13 protein-coding genes are annotated in these 14,497 nt (G+C 64.9%); 5 read left to right on the plus strand and 8 right to left on the minus strand.

Translation table 11 applies throughout. From position 1 onward, the window contains the following. Positions 1 to 6 precede the first annotated feature (6 nt). Complete coding sequence (locus tag MXF70_RS09525; protein WP_248515404.1) at positions 7 to 876, plus strand: SAM hydrolase/SAM-dependent halogenase family protein; 870 nt, start codon at positions 7 to 9, stop codon at positions 874 to 876. A gap of 1 nt (position 877) precedes the next feature. On the opposite strand, the gene MXF70_RS09530 is transcribed toward MXF70_RS09525, so the two are convergent. Both MXF70_RS09530 and thsA read right to left on the minus strand, forming a co-directional pair. After that, positions 878 to 1,861: a halocyanin domain-containing protein gene (locus MXF70_RS09530; RefSeq protein ID WP_248515405.1), complete on the minus strand. Its 984-nt coding sequence runs from the start codon at positions 1,859 to 1,861 to the stop codon at positions 878 to 880. 228 nt (positions 1,862 to 2,089) lie between these two features. Further along, positions 2,090 to 3,631 (minus strand): thermosome subunit alpha, encoded by a 1,542-nt coding sequence (gene thsA / locus MXF70_RS09535; RefSeq protein ID WP_248518382.1) that lies wholly within the window; start codon positions 3,629 to 3,631, stop codon positions 2,090 to 2,092. Between the two features lie 319 nt (positions 3,632 to 3,950). On the opposite strand from thsA, the gene MXF70_RS09540 reads away from it, so the two are divergent. Then, positions 3,951 to 5,039 carry a DUF373 family protein gene (locus tag MXF70_RS09540; RefSeq protein ID WP_248515406.1) on the plus strand — a complete coding sequence of 363 codons (1,089 nt, stop codon included), beginning with the start codon at positions 3,951 to 3,953 and terminating at the stop codon, positions 5,037 to 5,039. Positions 5,040 to 5,079: 40 nt separating this feature from the next. Here the strand turns inward: MXF70_RS09540 and MXF70_RS09545 are convergent, their stop codons facing one another. From MXF70_RS09545 to MXF70_RS09560, 4 genes are all read right to left on the minus strand, one after another. Beyond that, the gene (locus MXF70_RS09545) at positions 5,080 to 5,922 is read right to left on the minus strand and encodes a polyprenyl synthetase family protein (protein ID WP_248515407.1); all 843 of its coding nucleotides are present in this window, start codon (positions 5,920 to 5,922) and stop codon (positions 5,080 to 5,082) included. Positions 5,923 to 6,075: 153 nt separating this feature from the next. Next, positions 6,076 to 7,392, minus strand: a complete 1,317-nt coding sequence (locus tag MXF70_RS09550) for a chemotaxis protein CheC (RefSeq protein WP_248515408.1) — start codon at positions 7,390 to 7,392, stop codon at positions 6,076 to 6,078. A gap of 2 nt (positions 7,393 to 7,394) precedes the next feature. Beyond that, positions 7,395 to 7,757 (minus strand): chemotaxis protein CheY, encoded by a 363-nt coding sequence (gene cheY, locus MXF70_RS09555; protein WP_248515409.1) that lies wholly within the window; start codon positions 7,755 to 7,757, stop codon positions 7,395 to 7,397. Between the two features lie 205 nt (positions 7,758 to 7,962). Beyond that, positions 7,963 to 9,462, minus strand: a complete 1,500-nt coding sequence (locus MXF70_RS09560; RefSeq protein WP_248515410.1) for a FlaD/FlaE family flagellar protein — start codon at positions 9,460 to 9,462, stop codon at positions 7,963 to 7,965. 380 nt (positions 9,463 to 9,842) lie between these two features. Here MXF70_RS09560 and MXF70_RS09565 point away from each other — a divergent pair, with 380 nt between their 5' ends. Further along, positions 9,843 to 10,757, plus strand: coding sequence for a CheF family chemotaxis protein (locus tag MXF70_RS09565; RefSeq protein WP_248515411.1), 915 nt, complete (start codon positions 9,843 to 9,845; stop codon positions 10,755 to 10,757). 20 nt (positions 10,758 to 10,777) lie between these two features. Here MXF70_RS09565 and MXF70_RS09570 read toward each other — a convergent pair whose 3' ends face one another. Both MXF70_RS09570 and MXF70_RS09575 read right to left on the minus strand, forming a co-directional pair. Next, positions 10,778 to 11,662: a CheF family chemotaxis protein gene (locus tag MXF70_RS09570; protein WP_248515412.1), complete on the minus strand. Its 885-nt coding sequence runs from the start codon at positions 11,660 to 11,662 to the stop codon at positions 10,778 to 10,780. 99 nt (positions 11,663 to 11,761) lie between these two features. Then, a complete protein-coding gene (locus tag MXF70_RS09575) occupies positions 11,762 to 12,118 on the minus strand; it encodes a DUF5802 family protein (RefSeq protein WP_248515413.1) in 357 nt (118 codons plus the stop codon). Between the two features lie 450 nt (positions 12,119 to 12,568). Between MXF70_RS09575 and MXF70_RS09580 the strand changes: the two genes are divergently transcribed. After that, complete coding sequence (locus MXF70_RS09580) at positions 12,569 to 13,522, plus strand: hypothetical protein (RefSeq protein WP_248515414.1); 954 nt, start codon at positions 12,569 to 12,571, stop codon at positions 13,520 to 13,522. 106 nt (positions 13,523 to 13,628) lie between these two features. Further along, on the plus strand, positions 13,629 to 14,294 hold the full coding sequence (locus MXF70_RS09585; RefSeq protein WP_248515415.1) for a metalloregulator ArsR/SmtB family transcription factor: 666 nt from the start codon (positions 13,629 to 13,631) through the stop codon (positions 14,292 to 14,294). Positions 14,295 to 14,497 lie beyond the last annotated feature (203 nt).

The following is a 14,497-nucleotide window of genomic DNA, read 5'->3' on the forward strand; positions in this document are numbered from 1 at the left end:
CCAGCGATGCTCACACTCGCCTCCGATTTCGGCACGCCCTACCCCGCAGCGATGCGTGCCGCGATCCGCCAGCACAGCGACGCCGAGATCCTCGACGTCGCTCACGACTTTCCCCGACAGGACGTTCGGACTGCGGCGTTCTGGCTCCGCGAGGTGCTCCCCTATGCACCGCCAGCCGTCCACTGCGCCGTCGTCGATCCTGGCGTCGGGACTGACCGATCGGCGATCGCTCTCCGCGTCGGTGAGCACGCGCTCGTGGCCCCCGACAACGGACTCGTTCTCCCGGCCGCTCGCGAACTTCTGGATCCTCCAGCAATCGCCGGCAGTGGGCTCCGCGGGGTCGATCCAGTCGATTCTCCGGATCAGCCGTCGGACGAGAGCGGTGACCCGGGCGCCGCGTCTACGCCAACAGAGATCGAGGCGTTCGAAATCCTCGTCGACGATCCCGCGAGTTCGACGTTTCACGGCCGAGACGTGTTCGCGCCCGCTGCGGCCCTGATCCACGAACGCGGCGTCTCGGAGATGGACGCGTGTCCGTTCCTCGAACCGAGAACGGAGTACGTCGACCTCCGATTTCCCGATCCGGTGATCGAGCGCGACGACGACCCAGATGACCTGCAAATCCAGGGTCAGATACTCGTCGTCGACGGGTTCGGCAACGCGATAACGAACGTGCCTGGGGACGTCCTCGCGGAACGTGACCGCGTCGAGGTCGACGGCACGAGCTGGCCGGTCGTCGATCAGTACGCTGCGGTAGAATCAGGCACGGGACTCCTCACGGTCGGTAGCCACGGAAACGTCGAGTTCGCAGTCAATCGCGGGCGTGGCGACGGGGTGTTCGGCGTCGAAGCAGGCGATTCGATCTCGCTTCGGTGAGTCAGGGGTGGCTGTGGCCGACGGCCTCGTCGCTCTCATCGTCGCTTGCGAGCTCCTTGCCCAGGAGCGCGAGCGCGAAGAGAATCGGGACGAGGAACACGCCGGTGACGGCCGCGAACGTGCTCGAACCGATGGTCCCGTTGCCGTCACCCGATCCGCCGCCACCTGCGCCGCCAGCACCGCCACCGCCAACGACGACGGCGCCTTTCATCCCGGCGCCCTGGTGGGGTTCACAGACGTAGCGAGCGACGCCCGCCTCTTCGAAGGTGTGTTCGAAGGTCGTGCCAGCTTCCGGCGTCGCGTCGCCGGATCGGAAGGCGTCATCGACTTCGGAGACGTTGTGGGGGCCGCCGCTGCCGGTCCACTCCCAGACGACCGTCGTTCCAGGATCGACGTGGATCGCGGCCGGCCCGAAGGCCAGCCCGTTGCCGGCACCGACGTCGACCGTGGCCTGGTCCTGGCCCCGAAGATCCGTGACGCCGTCGTAGTTGTTCGCGTCGGCGAGGAACTCCTCGACCAGCGCCGCTGGGTCAGGCCCTGCGCCACCACCGACGACGACGGCGCCTTTCATCCCGGCGCCCTGGTGGGGTTCACAAACGTAGCGGAACTCGCCCACCTCCTCGAAGGTGTGTTCGAAGGTCGTGCCAGCTTCCGGCGTGGCGTCACCCGATCGAAATGCGCCATCGACTTCGGAGACGTTGTGTGGACCGCCGCTGCCGGTCCACTCCCAGACGACCGTGGTCCCGGGATCGACGCGGATCGCGGCCGGCCCGAACGCCAGCCCGTTCCCGGCGCCGACGTCGACCGTCACCTCGTCCTGACCGGTCATGTCCTGGATCTCGTCGTAGTTGTTCGCCTCGGAGAGCCACGATTCGAGTTCGTCGGATTGCGCCGTGGCCGCGCCCGGGACCGCAGCGGCCGCCGCCAGCCCTGCACCAGCTGCGAGCACCGCCCGACGGTCCATCGATGGATCGACGTGTGACATTACAGGTGAGGATTCTTGCTACACCCAAGAAAGGGGGTCGTCGATCCCCACGAACGGGGAATCGGCCCAAACATGTTCGGGTATGGGTGAAGCGATCGCTCGCGGTACGTGGCCGGCGATTCGGCGGTCTGGCCGCGCAGACCACCGCTTCACGTAAAACGACTGCCGCGAGAACGAAAGGATCGTTGCCGAACTGGTTCGGTACGGATCGAACCGCTACGGTGCCGATTACTCCGCGGAGATGACGTCGTCGATGCGAACGATCATCGTCGACGCCTCGGTCGCACTCTCGACGGCTTCCTGCTTCACGGTCGCGGGGTCGAGGACGCCGTGCTCGACGGGGTCACCGACCTCTGCCTCGCGGTCCTCGGCGATGAGGCCCGCGCGCCCCTCCGAATCGTGACGGGCGCGGAGATCGACGAGCGTGTCGATCGGGTCCGCACCGGCGTTCTCGGCGAGCGTCCGCGGGATGGCGTCCATGGCGTCGGCGAACGCGTCGACGGCGAGCTGCTTGCGGCCCTCGACGCTCGCGGACTCCTCGCGCACGCGGTCCGCGATCGCGATCTCGGTCGCGCCAGCACCGGGGACGACCTCGCCAGTCTCTGCGGCTGCGGTGACGACATCCAGCGCGTCCTCGATGGCGCGCTCGACCTCGTCGACGACGTGTTCGGTGCCACCGCGGCAGAAGATGGTGACGGCCTTCGCTGCGGCGCCGCCCTCGATGAACGCGAGCTGGTCGTCGTCGTAGGTCTCGGTGCGGACGGTCTCGACGTGACCGAGGTCCGACTCCTCGAGGTCGTCGATGTCGCCAACGCGCGTCGCGCCGGTGGCGTTTGTGACGGCCGTCGCGTCGGAGCCGCCGAGGCTCTCGAACGCGAGGATGCCTGCGCGGCCGAGCTGGGCGGCGACGCGGTCGTCGATGTCCTCGGTGGTGAAGACGACGTCGACGCCTGCCTCCTCGAGCGTCTCGACGTGCCGGCGGAGCTCACCCTCTTCAGCCTCCATGGCCTGGGTGAGCTGATCGACGCTCTCGACGGTGTACTCCGCGTCGACGTCACCGGTGCGGACGCCAAGCTCGACGTCGAGCACGGCGACGCTGGCGTCTTCGACGGACGCGGGCATCTGGGCGTTGGCGGCCTCCTCGTCGAGGACGATCCCCTCGACGAGCTCGGTCGCTGCGGAGGACGCGCCCGCCTGCGTGTGAACTGTGATGTTCTCGCGTGCGACGTCCTCGCCGTTGCGAACCTGCGTGACTGCCTGAACGACGACCTGTGCGAGGGACTCGGCGGTAACGCCGCCGGTACCCTTGCCGGTCATCGAGGACTCCGCGACGGTGCGGAGCACGTCCTCGTCGACGGCCGCGTCGATCGCGATGTCGTCGATGGCCTCCGCGGCGATCTCGGCGGCGCGGTGGTACCCCTCGACGATCGTCGTCGGATGGACGTCGTCGTCGAAGAGATCCTCGGCCTGGGCGAGCAGGCGACCGGTGAGGATCGCCGCCGTCGTCGTGCCGTCCCCGACCTCTTCCTGTTGGGTCTGGGAGACTTCGACGATCATGTCTGCGGCGGGATGCTCGATGTCCATCTCTTCGAGGATCGTCGCCCCGTCGTTGGTGATGACGACGTCGCCGTCGCTGACCAGCATCTTGTCCATGCCGCGCGGGCCCAGTGTCGTCCGGACCGCTTCGGCGATTGCCTTCCCCGCGGAGATGTTGGCCTGACGGGCGTCTCGGCCACTCGTTCGAGAACTGTCCTCGCTAAGCACGAACATGGGCTGTCCACCCATGCGTCGCTGGCGTGATTCGGACATTGTGAGTCGGTAGAACCTATTTTGCAATTCTATATAAACCTTTCTCGTTCGCCGGGTGGTTGTGGGCCCCTGACGCGATCGTGAGTGACTGATTGCACGGCTACAAGAGTCACGGGCCGGTGGAGCTGCTGCGAACGGCCGCTACCCGCACACGTCCAGGCACCTTGCTACACGTTAACGCCGATAAATGCCCCTGGACAGGTGCGACGTGCGGGGTTTGGTTCGACGAATCTCTGCGCCTCCGGAACTGTTGTATGGGGCGACGGACAACTCCCGAGCAATGCTGCTGGTCCTCTGTGTCGACCTCGACGACGACATCGGCCGGAAGACCGGCATCGAGACGCCGGTCGTCGGCCGGGACGGCGTCGAGGAGGCCGCCGTGGCGCTCGCGACGGCCGATCCCGAGGACTCAGACGTGAACGTGCTGTTCAAAGGCGTCAACGTCGCCACCGAAGTCACCGACGAGACCGTCGTCGTCGCTGCCGTCGCAGGTGAGAACGGGGACGACGTGCGCGCGAACCGACGTGTCGGCGAGGAAGTCGACGAGATCCTCGCGGGGCTCGAAACCGGTGAGGAGGTCCGCGCGCTGGTCGTCACCGACGGCGCACAAGACGAGAGCGTCATGCCCGTGATCCGTTCCCGGGTGTCCGTCGACGGCGTTCGCCGGGTCGTCGTCCGGCAGGCCCAGGATCTCGAATCGATGTACTACACGATCAAGCAGGTACTCGACGATCCGGAAACCCGGGGGACGCTGCTCATCCCGCTGGGGATCCTCCTGATGATCTATCCGCTGGCAGTCGTCGCGAGTTACTTCGACATGCCGGGCATCGTGCTGGGTCTCACCTCCGGGCTCATCGGCCTCTACCTCCTCGGACGAGGGCTCGGACTGGGGTCGACACTCGACCGGACTGTCGACCGTCTCCGGAACGGGCTCTACGATGGGCGCGTGACAATCGTGACGACCCTCGTGGCGGCGGTCATTCTCCTCGTCGGCGGCATCAACGGGGTAGAGCAACTGGAGTCGGTGCGCGCCGACGCCGACACCGCACTCGGTGCCATCGAGGTCGGCGCTGCGATTCTCTACGGTGCAATCGCGTGGTTCGCGGCGGCGGGGCTCACTACGAGCTTCGGCCAGATCACCGACGAGTATCTCGCTGGAACCCTCGAGTGGCGCTATCTCAACGCTCCGTTCTACGTCGGCGCGATCGCAATCGTGCTCTACGCCGCTAGCGGCTACGTCCTCGGGGAAGTCGCACTGTCAGCGCTCGCGGTGGCGCTCGCCGGCAGTTTCTTGCTGGGCGTCTCGAGCACGCTCGCGTTCGCGATTGCAGAATCCCGGTTCCCTCGCGACGCGGACCCGACGTCCTAACGATTCTTGGAGGTTTGGCGCACCGCACGAAGCCGAATCACTATCGCTCCCTGACGACGACGAATTCGGCCAGATCGCGGAGATAGCCCTCCGCGGTGTCGTTGGCCAGATCGACCCGGTCCAGTGCTGCGAGGGCTCGGTCGGCCTCTTCGCGAGCCCTGACGTCCGCCGCCTCGGGATCGAGATCGGTGACGTGGACCACCGACGGCCGGTCCATCGCGGCGTCCTGGCCGGTCGGTTTTCCGAGGTCGTCTGCCTCTGCGGTTGCGTCCAGCACGTCGTCACGGATCTGGAACGCGACGCCGACCCGCTCGGCGTACTCACCAAACGCGTCGATCGTCTCCTGGTCCGCGTCGGCGGCGATCGCTCCGAGCTCCGCGGCTGCACGAAATAGCGCGCCCGTCTTCCGCCGTGCAAGTTCGAGATACTCCGCTTCACCGTCCGGAATCGCCTGTAGCTCCGTCGCCTCCCCCTCTCCGAGTTCGACCATCGCTCCGGTGACGACCTCGGTGGCCTGCCCGTCGGCCGCGAAAAGGTGGAAGGCCTCCCCGAGCAGCCCGTCGCTGGCGACGATCGCAGGGCCGTGCCCGAACGCGAGCCACGCGCTGTCCGTGCCGCGGCGAACCTCAGAGCGATCGATGATATCGTCGATGACGAGCGAGGCGTTGTGGACGAGTTCGACCCCTACGCCGTAGTCGACCGCGTCCTCCGGCTCACCGCCGGCCGCCTCGCAGGCCAGGATCGTCACCATCGGGCGGACGCGCTTCCCGCCGGCGAGTGCGACGTGTTCCATCTCGGCGGAGAGCTCCGCTGGATCCACCGATTCGACGACCTCGGTGAGGCGGTCCTCCACCAGTGACCGACGACGCTGGAGGAACTCCATCTACACGTCCTTCGGACAATTCGGCCAAGAGGGTGTCGAAAGCGTTCGGTCGCCAGTGAACGCGCATCGGTCGCGATCGACGGCGTTCACTGGCGTTCATTATCTCCGAATTCACAGGCCACCGGTCACCGCAGCTAATTCTCAGAGTATTGGTCACCGCAGATCGTCGTACGCCGCGGGCTCGAGCTCGTCGGGGTCGGAGGCTGCGGCCCGTGCTTCGGTCATGGTCATCTCGCCGAGGACCTCCTGGAAGGAGCGTTCGTCGGGGATGGCGTAGAGGTCGCAGTTGATCTCGCGGCCCGCGGCTCGCACGGTCGCGTCGAGGAGGAATGCGTGCTCCTGGCTGGCGTCGAGTCGGTCGACCAGGGAGGCGAGCGTCACGGCGGCCGAATCCTCGACGAGTTCCGGCGGATCGTGCTGGATCTTCCGGTCGAGTGCGTTCGCCCAGCCGTCGATGAACCCGCTGGTCATGATGTTCCCGATCTCCTCGATGGCGGAGCGATGCTGATCGGTGAGGCCGTCCTCGTCGGATTCGATCGGGAGCAGTGCGTCGCCCACGGTGATTGCCGAGGCTTCATCGAAGAGGATGACGATGAACCCTCCCGGCGCCGCCTGGAGCGGTGCGACGGAGCCGATCCGATGACCCGTCGCAGCGCGTCGGGAGACGTCCTCGATCGGGACGAACGTGGTCCGGCCGACCTCGACGTCGGTCTGGATACCCGTCATCCCGCTGAGCTTGTCCGCCGCCCGTCCAGCGCCGCGCTTGGTCATCTCCGTGAAGGCCGAGAGCTTCTCGATCGAGATCGGAAACTCCTGGTCCGGCACGGCCTCGCCGACGACGGCCGCGAAGGAGCTCCGCTCGGGGAACATGTAGATGTGGAAGTCGATGTCCGCGTCGGGCGCGTCCGATGCCCCTGCCGGTTCGCTTCCATCGGATCCGCGACCACTCTGCGGTTCGGGCCCTGGCGTCTGGAGCTGGCTCGTGAAGGTCAGCGCCGTTCGACGTTCGTCCCACGTCGGAACGCTTCCGGGGATGACGTCAGCCGCTGCGCCGGCGATGTACGTCGGCGGCCCGAGCTGGAGGCGCGTGTCGAAGTGGTTTGCCCAGGCGTCGACGAACCCACCGATCATGATGTTCGAGACCTCGCTGACGGTGCTCCGGTCGAGGGTCGCGTCGACGTCGTCCCAGTGGGCAGGGACGATCCGTTCGAGGAGTCGGCCAGCACTCTCACGGTCGAAGACGAGCACGATCGAGCCCTCCATCCCACCCTCGAACCCGATCTCGACGCCGACGAACGTCGCGCCGCTGTCGAAGCGATCCGCGATGTCGCCTACGGGCACGAGATCTGCACTCGTGGTGCCGACGGTCGTCTCGGTGTCGCTGAGCTGTGAGAGCGATTTGGCGGCGCTGCTGGCACCCCGATTTGCGAGCTCGTTGAACGTGCCGAGCGTCTTGAGATCGACGCGCATGGTCAGGCGTTTACGGCGTCGTCGATCGCTTCGAGGACGTTTGGCTTCTGGAAAGGTTTCGTGATGTAGCCGTCTGCGCCGGCCTTGATCGCCTCCTTCATCATCTCTTCCTGTTCGACGGAGGTGCACATGATGACGCTCGTGCCCGGGCCCTCTTCTTTGATCTCCGCCGTCGCGTCGATGCCGTCGCGGATCGGCATCGCGATGTCCATCATCACGACGTTCGGCTCGGACTCTTTGTACCGTTCGACTGCTTCCACGCCGTTCTCTGCTTCGCCCACGATCTGATGTTCTTCATCGAGAATTTCCCGCAGGAGGTTTCGCATGAAGTCCGAATCGTCGACGATCAACACGTTCTCTGCCATCGGTTGCCCGTTCTTTTACCGACCGGCTCTTAAGCGTATCCGCCCCGTTATCACGCGATAAAATCGCGGTTGCGTTCCAGCAGTTTCGATAAGGGCGATGATATGTCTGGAGGTGAGTCACTGGGGCGGATGAGTTGGACCAATCGCCCTGGTAGAATGGAGAGTGCGGCTCGCCTCTCAGCAAACAGACACGAACGCGCTCAACTCAGCGCTGCAGCCAGCGGTTGTCGCCGTCGTCCCACGACGCGAGGACGTTCTCCTGTAAGTCGCCGGTGATCCGGGCGACGTAGCGCAGACTCGTGGTGTGGTGATCCATGGTGAGTGCGCCGGACTCGCCCTCGTCGTCGGCTGCTTCCGGGTGGCCGTCCACGAACTCGCGGAGCTGGTCGGCGGCGCGGTGGCCGATCCAGCCGACGTTCTCGTAGTAGGTGATCGCCCGGTGTGCGCCCGCGGGGCTGCTCTCGGTCACCAGGAACTCGACCCACTCCATGACGAGCAGGTCGGAGACGTAGCCGGAGGGGAGCTCCCTGAGGTAGGGCTTCTCGCCACCCGCTCCGCCCGCGACCGGCTGTCTCGCACCGTTCCGGGGAGGGGCACGCGAGGCGGGCTGGGCCGCGGGCTGCGCGGGGGGCTGGTGCGCACCAGCGCCTTGGCCCTCCGCAGGATCCTCTGCCTCGTCGAAGAGGCCGTCGACCCGCCCCTCGTCGACGTCGTCGCTTGCCTCCGCTTGGGCGCCCTCGTCGGATACGTCCGGGGCTTCGGCCGCCTCCTCTTCGGCCTCGCTCTCCTCGTCAGGGGCCTCGGCGTCGTCCTCTGCATTTTCTTCTTCCTCATCCTCCTCACTCCATTCAGCGCCTTCCTCGTACTCCTCGCGGAGTTCGTCGAAGCTCTTTGCGCCGCCCTCATCGTCCGTCGGTGCGTCGTCGCTCTGTGCCATTGGTTCGTCGTCCTCCTCGTCCGCGTCGGCCAGTTCCTCCCCTTCACCCTCACTCTGCTCCGCCTCCTCTTCCTCCACCTCGTCGATCTCTTCTTCGTCCTCGAAGTCGTCGTCGAAGAACTCCTCGGCATCGGCGTCGGTGACGTCTGGGTCGAGGTTTTCAGACTCGGCTTCCTCCTCGTCGTCCTGGTCGAAGAGGCCGAGCGAGGACCCTTCAGCCCCAGCGAATCCGCTGCCGCCCCCGTTCTCGTCGACGAAGGGATTGACTCCCTTGGTCACCATCTTGTAGATGTCGAGCAGTTTCCGAACGTTCTCCTCGATGTCGTCGACGGACTCGCTTATCTGCTCGTTCTCGGTTCTGACTGTCGAGACCGTCGACGAGATGCTCGATACTTCGTCTTCGAGCTCGTCCATTCGCCCCTCTAGTTCACGCACCTGTGCACTGCCGCCCCCACCGTCGCCATCGTCGTCCATCCCGCCGACGTCGAAATCGTCGAACGCGTCGTCCCCGCCGTCGTCGAAAGCGAACTCGTCGCCACCGTCGTCGCCGCCGACGAGACCACCATCGCCGGCGGTTTCGGGCTCGTCGAACATCCCGCTCCCGGCGTCCTCGGACGGCTGATCGGCCGATTCCGGCGACTCGTCGTCACCGAGGATCCAGTCAGTAACGCCCAGTAGCCCGATCGCCGCGAGCGAGCCCAGGGCAACCGTCGGGCTCGCGATCGCGACCGCAGCGTCACCGACAGGTGCGGGATCGAGCGCCAGCATTGTACTGTAAAGGGGTCCGATTATCACTTCAATATTTCGGCTGTTTTTCCGACATTCAGTTGCTCTCTCTGCCGAATCTCGGATGTTCTCCCCTCTCGACTCGGCGATCGATCGATCAATCGTAGCGCCGCTATCGATCGATTATCCCTTTGTACGATCGTCTGTTGGGAGATTTCTTCGACGCGTAGCCAGAGATTCTTATGCCGCGAAATTATCTACAGGGATAATTCTATATGCCGACAGATCGCGGGATGCCAGGAGCCGTGACCTCGTCCTCACAGGTGGCGGACCGATTACGAACGAGGGTCGGGTCGGGGCACGGCGTCTCGATGGTGCCGGAACTGATATGTGACGCCGTGGCGAATCGGCCACGAACGTCGATGTCCGGATCCGTGGTCGCGGATTTCGTCGCCGAAGCCATCTACGATGGCGCCGACAGCGACGAGCCGTTGCAGGCCAGAGTCCTCCTCTCGGAGGACCAGTTGGTGCTCGCCAGCGACAGCGGCCGGACCGTCATCGACCTCGACGACGTGTTCGACGTCGTCGTGAGCAAGATCCCTGAGGACCTCGGCAGCTTCTTCGATCAGTCCGTTCTGGTCGCATATTCCGTCGGTGACGACCGCCGGACTGCGGTAATCCGGGGCGAACACGACCGCATCGATCGGTTCGCACTCTTTCTGTACAAGGCGATCCTCCGCGGCCATCCTGCCGAGATTCGACATCCCGCTCGTGAGGGCGGACGCGTCCGCGAAACCGACACCGAACAGGTCTCGGTCGTGCCACGCGAGGATTCGCTCCGATTCCGAGGCGAGGCGGTGGATCTGGTCATTTCGCTCGACGACGTCGTCGGCGTCGAGTACCGTCGACGCGAGGGTGGGAACGGCCGTCCTCTTCTGGGGGTTCGCCACCGGGACGGTGACGCCACCGTGACGACCGAGATTCGTCACGATACGTCGAGCAGACTGAACGTTCTGGCACGGATCCTCCGCTCGGAGTACTACCGGGCCGACGAAATCCTCGCGGACGTCGAACTCGACGACGTCGAGAAGCGAACGCTCGTCGCACTCTACGCGGGCGTCGCGGTCGATTCGTTACCGCGAGTCCTCTCCGAGCCCGATCGCGCCGTCGGCGCCGATCGACGGGCCGGTGCTGACGAAGCCGAGGAATCGATCGACATTCCGGCGGTGCTCACAAAGCTAGCGGACGAAGGACTCGTCGCCGACGCCGACACCGGTGCGCTCACTCACGACGGCGCGCTGGTCGCTATTCACCGGCTCGACGACGTGGAGTCCTGACCGCTGGCAGCTACGAGACGCTACTCGTCGTCCATCGCACCGCCCGCGATCTTGCGCCCGCGCGCGGTGAGTTCGACTTCTAAACGGGTGCGGACCTCGTTGAGCGCGTCGAGATCGACGAGTCGCTGGTAGATCTCTTCGACGCGGTCGACCTCCATGTCGACGAACTCCGGAATCTCGAACGGAGAGACGCCGGAGTGTAGCGCCATCAAGACCTGTTTCTCGTCGACCGTAAGCTCGACGCCGATCGCGGAGCGCGCCTCTCCCTCACGCAGCAAGGATTCGAGGAATCGGACTTGCCGGTCGGTCCCGGAGAGGTAGGTCTGGACGCTCGTGCCGTCGTCCTTCGAGTGTTCGACTTTGAGCACGCGCCGTTCCTCCGCGTCGAGATTGCCGACCGAAAGCGTCTGCTCGGCTGCGGTGAGCTCCGAGATGTCGTCGAGTTCGACTTCCGCGAGCGTGCCGTTGGTCAGTGCCACGTTGAGGACGTCGGTCTCGGTCTTGAGCTGTGCCGTATGCCACTCAGTCCCCTGGAGGACGCCGCCTTCGACCGCGGGGTGGCGTGCGAAGACGCGTTCGTGATCGAGCAGTGCGCTATAGAGCTTCCCCTCGAGCGCCTCGGGGTCAGCTGCAGTGGTGACGAGGAGGACCTGTTCGCCAATGCGTACGCTCGTATAGTGTGAGACTCTCGTAATGGCCTGATTGACGTCGTACCGGCCGCCAAACTCGTCGACGTTCTCCAGTTGGATCGTTCTGGTCCCTTCGTTGCCCGCGAGGACGAGCCGCTCGCTCGAGAGCAAAACCCGTCCTTCGATCCAGTTGGCATCGTCGATGGTCCGGCCGTCCTTGACCACCTGGAGAAATCGGCCGGTACCATCCAGCAGGATGCGCTCTGTTCGACTCATGCAGGCCGCTCGCTCGGAGGGTTGTGGTACTGCAATAATAGCGCTTGCGGCGGGTCGGTGCTGAGGTGTCGCTCAGGAAGTGGGTCGGACACCCACCCACTACGTAGGCGTACCGCCGTCCCGGCCGGTGATCCGCAGGAGCTGCTTCGCGCGGTCGGCCTTGGCGAGGAAGACTTCGGTCAGTGCTGGTGGGTTCTCGATGCGCGTCTCGTCGACCATGGACTCGGGCAACAGCAGTGTGTCCCGTGGCACGCCGTCCTCACCGTGCACGGGAACGTGTTGCTCGTGGATTTTCATGACGAGCGGGGCGTCGAGTCGTTCGAGCCCCTCACCGCTCGCGTAGAGCTCGCGGTTGACGTGTTCGTGCTGCTCACGGTCGATCACAGCCGCGTTTTCGTCGGTCGGCTGCACGTACAGCCGGCCGAGGTAGTAGCCGCTCGAGAACTCCTCGAACATGTGGTACAACTATGCTAACGAATCACATGCATATGAACGTGTCCGCCAAGGTTTATGTAGCATCTCAATGCCATGGATCTCGTTTCGGTGGATTACCTGGTAACGGGCGTCGAAAGCGACCACCGATCGACGCCGGGTGGCCGTCGACCATCGGAGTGTTCTGCTCACAGCAGGGTGCCTGTCGAGGATCGTACCGAGGAACAGATCAGCGTCGGTTCCCATTTTCACCCCACGCTCGCCAACGCTCCATACGCAAACACTCTCATCCACAAACTCTCAGTCACACTGGCTCAGATTCCGTCTCCGAACATCTCCCAACGGTACTTCGGGAATAACGGCTAAGAATCGTTAATAAACGCTCTCGGGCACGTAGCGGGTTCTTTCGGCAGTTCGTGAACGATCGGAACGAACACCGTTATTTTTGCAGTATGGGCCCCTGGCATGGTGTACATGCGAACTCGCGTCGCCCTCGTCCTCTGTCTCCTGGCCGTAGCTGCACTCGCCGTCGCGCTCCCTGCAGTCGCTCAGGACGACACAACGGGCACCGAGAACGGTAGCGTCGACAACGTCACGCTCGGCCAGTCGATCTCCGGATTCATGCAATCGACTGAAGCCAGCACCGAGGGGGATGTCGATCAGGGCGTCTACCAGGCGAAGTACGCTGCTGCGAATCAGACCGAGAAGGCGGCGCTCGTCGAGGCCCAGACGAACGATCTCGCGAACCGACTCGCAGCCATCGAGGAGCGCGTTGAGAATCTCAAAAGCCAGCGGGAGAACATGTCTCCGACGGCCTACCGCGCGCAAATCAGTGGTGCGGCCGCCCAGCTTCAGTCGATCGAATCGAGCGTGAACGCGACCGAAACGGACGCGATCGCCTCCGGCGTGAACACGAGCAAGCTCGAGACGCTCCGACAGAACGCTAGCGAGCTCTCCGGTCAGCAGGTCGCATCGATCGCACGCGGTCTCGCGGGCGCCTCCAACGGGGGTCCGCCAGAGAACCCCGGGAACGGGCAGGGGCCACCGAACGGCACTCCGGGCGAATCGGGAAACGGACCGCCTGACGATCCGGGCGAGGGAGCGGGGAACGGATCTACTGGCGCTGGAAACGGCACCAATTCCGGGAACGGAACGGGGCCCAACACTGGCACGGGAAACGGGGCCGGAGCGGGTAACGGCAACGGAAACGGTGCGAATACCGGGAACGGGAACGGCCCCGACGCCGGCAACAGAAACGGTGCGAATACCGGGAACGGGAACGGCCCCGACGCCGGCAACGGAAACGGTGCGAATACCGGGAACGGGAACGGCCCCGACGCTGGCAACGGAAACGGCCCAGGCAGTAGTGGTGGAAACGGACATTCCGGCGTGGGTGCCCTGATCGCGACGCTCGCGGCCCTCGTATGATGGCCGCAGAGTAACTCTGTCCTGCGGTCAGGAGTCGTCGCACTCGTGGGATTCGCACGATCCGTGCAGACACCCTTTTGCCGCCAGGGTCGCAAACTACGAGTAGATGGACTCCGCCGCGCTGCTGGACCTGCTGGGCAACGAAAATCGCCGCCGTATCCTTCGCCTCCTCGCCCGCAAGCCCTGCTACGTGACGGAGATCAGTGAGTATCTGGGCGTGAGCCCGAAGGCCGTGATCGACCACCTCCGGAAGCTCGAGGAGGCGGGGCTCGTCGAGAGCAGGATGGACGAGCGTCGCCGGAAATATTTCCATATCTCGCGAAATCTCAGGCTGGAGGTCAACGTCTCGCCATACGAGTTTGGCGCCAAGAGCGCGTATCCGGCGAGCCGGAGCTTCGACATTACCGCCTGGCGCTACCTCACCGTCGACGTCTCGCTCGAAGATGGCGGCCAGAACCCTGGCGAGCTCGCGACGGAGCTGAGTCAGCTGCAGGACCTCGAGAACGAGCTCTCCATGGCCCAGCGCTGGGTCCAGGGGCGGATAACCGAGACTGTCGAGGAGCTCTGCGACGCCGTCGACGGTGACGCCGACAGCGATGGCCGACTCCACGCGGATCTGCTCGTCCGACTCGCCGATGAACCGATGGACACCACCGAGCTATCGGAGGCCGTGGACGCCCCGCCAGCCGTCGTCGAGGATGGACTCGTCGCTCTCGCCGAACAGGGAATCGTCGATCGCGACGAGGACGGCTGGTATCTTCGCGACGACTGAGCGCCTGGAACTCGTTCTTCTGCGGCCGTATTGGTTACCGAGTAAAGCCCGATACCGGCCAGCAGGTGTTGGATTTCGAGACCTCGAACGCCCGGGGCCGTCGGACCTTTTTCGCGTTCGCTCTGCTGTTTCTTCGAGAATTGCCGGCCTATCGTACAGTACACGGAAAACCGAGTCTAGCAAAAATCGACCGAACTGTGCGT

The organism is Salinarchaeum laminariae (genome assembly GCF_023204835.1).
Lineage (GTDB): Archaea > Halobacteriota > Halobacteria > Halobacteriales > Salinarchaeaceae > Salinarchaeum > Salinarchaeum laminariae.

Coding starts and splice junctions, on each gene's coding strand:
- MXF70_RS09545 (WP_248515407.1), bottom strand. CDS start 5,922: ATGGAGTTCCTCCAGCGTCGTCGGTCACTGGTGGAGGACCGCCTCACC.
- MXF70_RS09525 (WP_248515404.1), top strand. CDS start 7: ATGCTCACACTCGCCTCCGATTTCGGCACGCCCTACCCCGCAGCGATG.
- MXF70_RS09580 (WP_248515414.1), top strand. CDS start 12,569: ATGCGAACTCGCGTCGCCCTCGTCCTCTGTCTCCTGGCCGTAGCTGCA.
- thsA (WP_248518382.1), bottom strand. CDS start 3,631: ATGTTCGTGCTTAGCGAGGACAGTTCTCGAACGAGTGGCCGAGACGCC.
- cheY (WP_248515409.1), bottom strand. CDS start 7,757: ATGGCAGAGAACGTGTTGATCGTCGACGATTCGGACTTCATGCGAAAC.
- MXF70_RS09570 (WP_248515412.1), bottom strand. CDS start 11,662: ATGAGTCGAACAGAGCGCATCCTGCTGGATGGTACCGGCCGATTTCTC.
- MXF70_RS09575 (WP_248515413.1), bottom strand. CDS start 12,118: ATGTTCGAGGAGTTCTCGAGCGGCTACTACCTCGGCCGGCTGTACGTG.
- MXF70_RS09585 (WP_248515415.1), top strand. CDS start 13,629: ATGGACTCCGCCGCGCTGCTGGACCTGCTGGGCAACGAAAATCGCCGC.
- MXF70_RS09565 (WP_248515411.1), top strand. CDS start 9,843: ATGTCCGGATCCGTGGTCGCGGATTTCGTCGCCGAAGCCATCTACGAT.
- MXF70_RS09560 (WP_248515410.1), bottom strand. CDS start 9,462: ATGCTGGCGCTCGATCCCGCACCTGTCGGTGACGCTGCGGTCGCGATC.
- MXF70_RS09530 (WP_248515405.1), bottom strand. CDS start 1,861: ATGTCACACGTCGATCCATCGATGGACCGTCGGGCGGTGCTCGCAGCT.
- MXF70_RS09540 (WP_248515406.1), top strand. CDS start 3,951: ATGCTGCTGGTCCTCTGTGTCGACCTCGACGACGACATCGGCCGGAAG.
- MXF70_RS09550 (WP_248515408.1), bottom strand. CDS start 7,392: ATGCGCGTCGATCTCAAGACGCTCGGCACGTTCAACGAGCTCGCAAAT.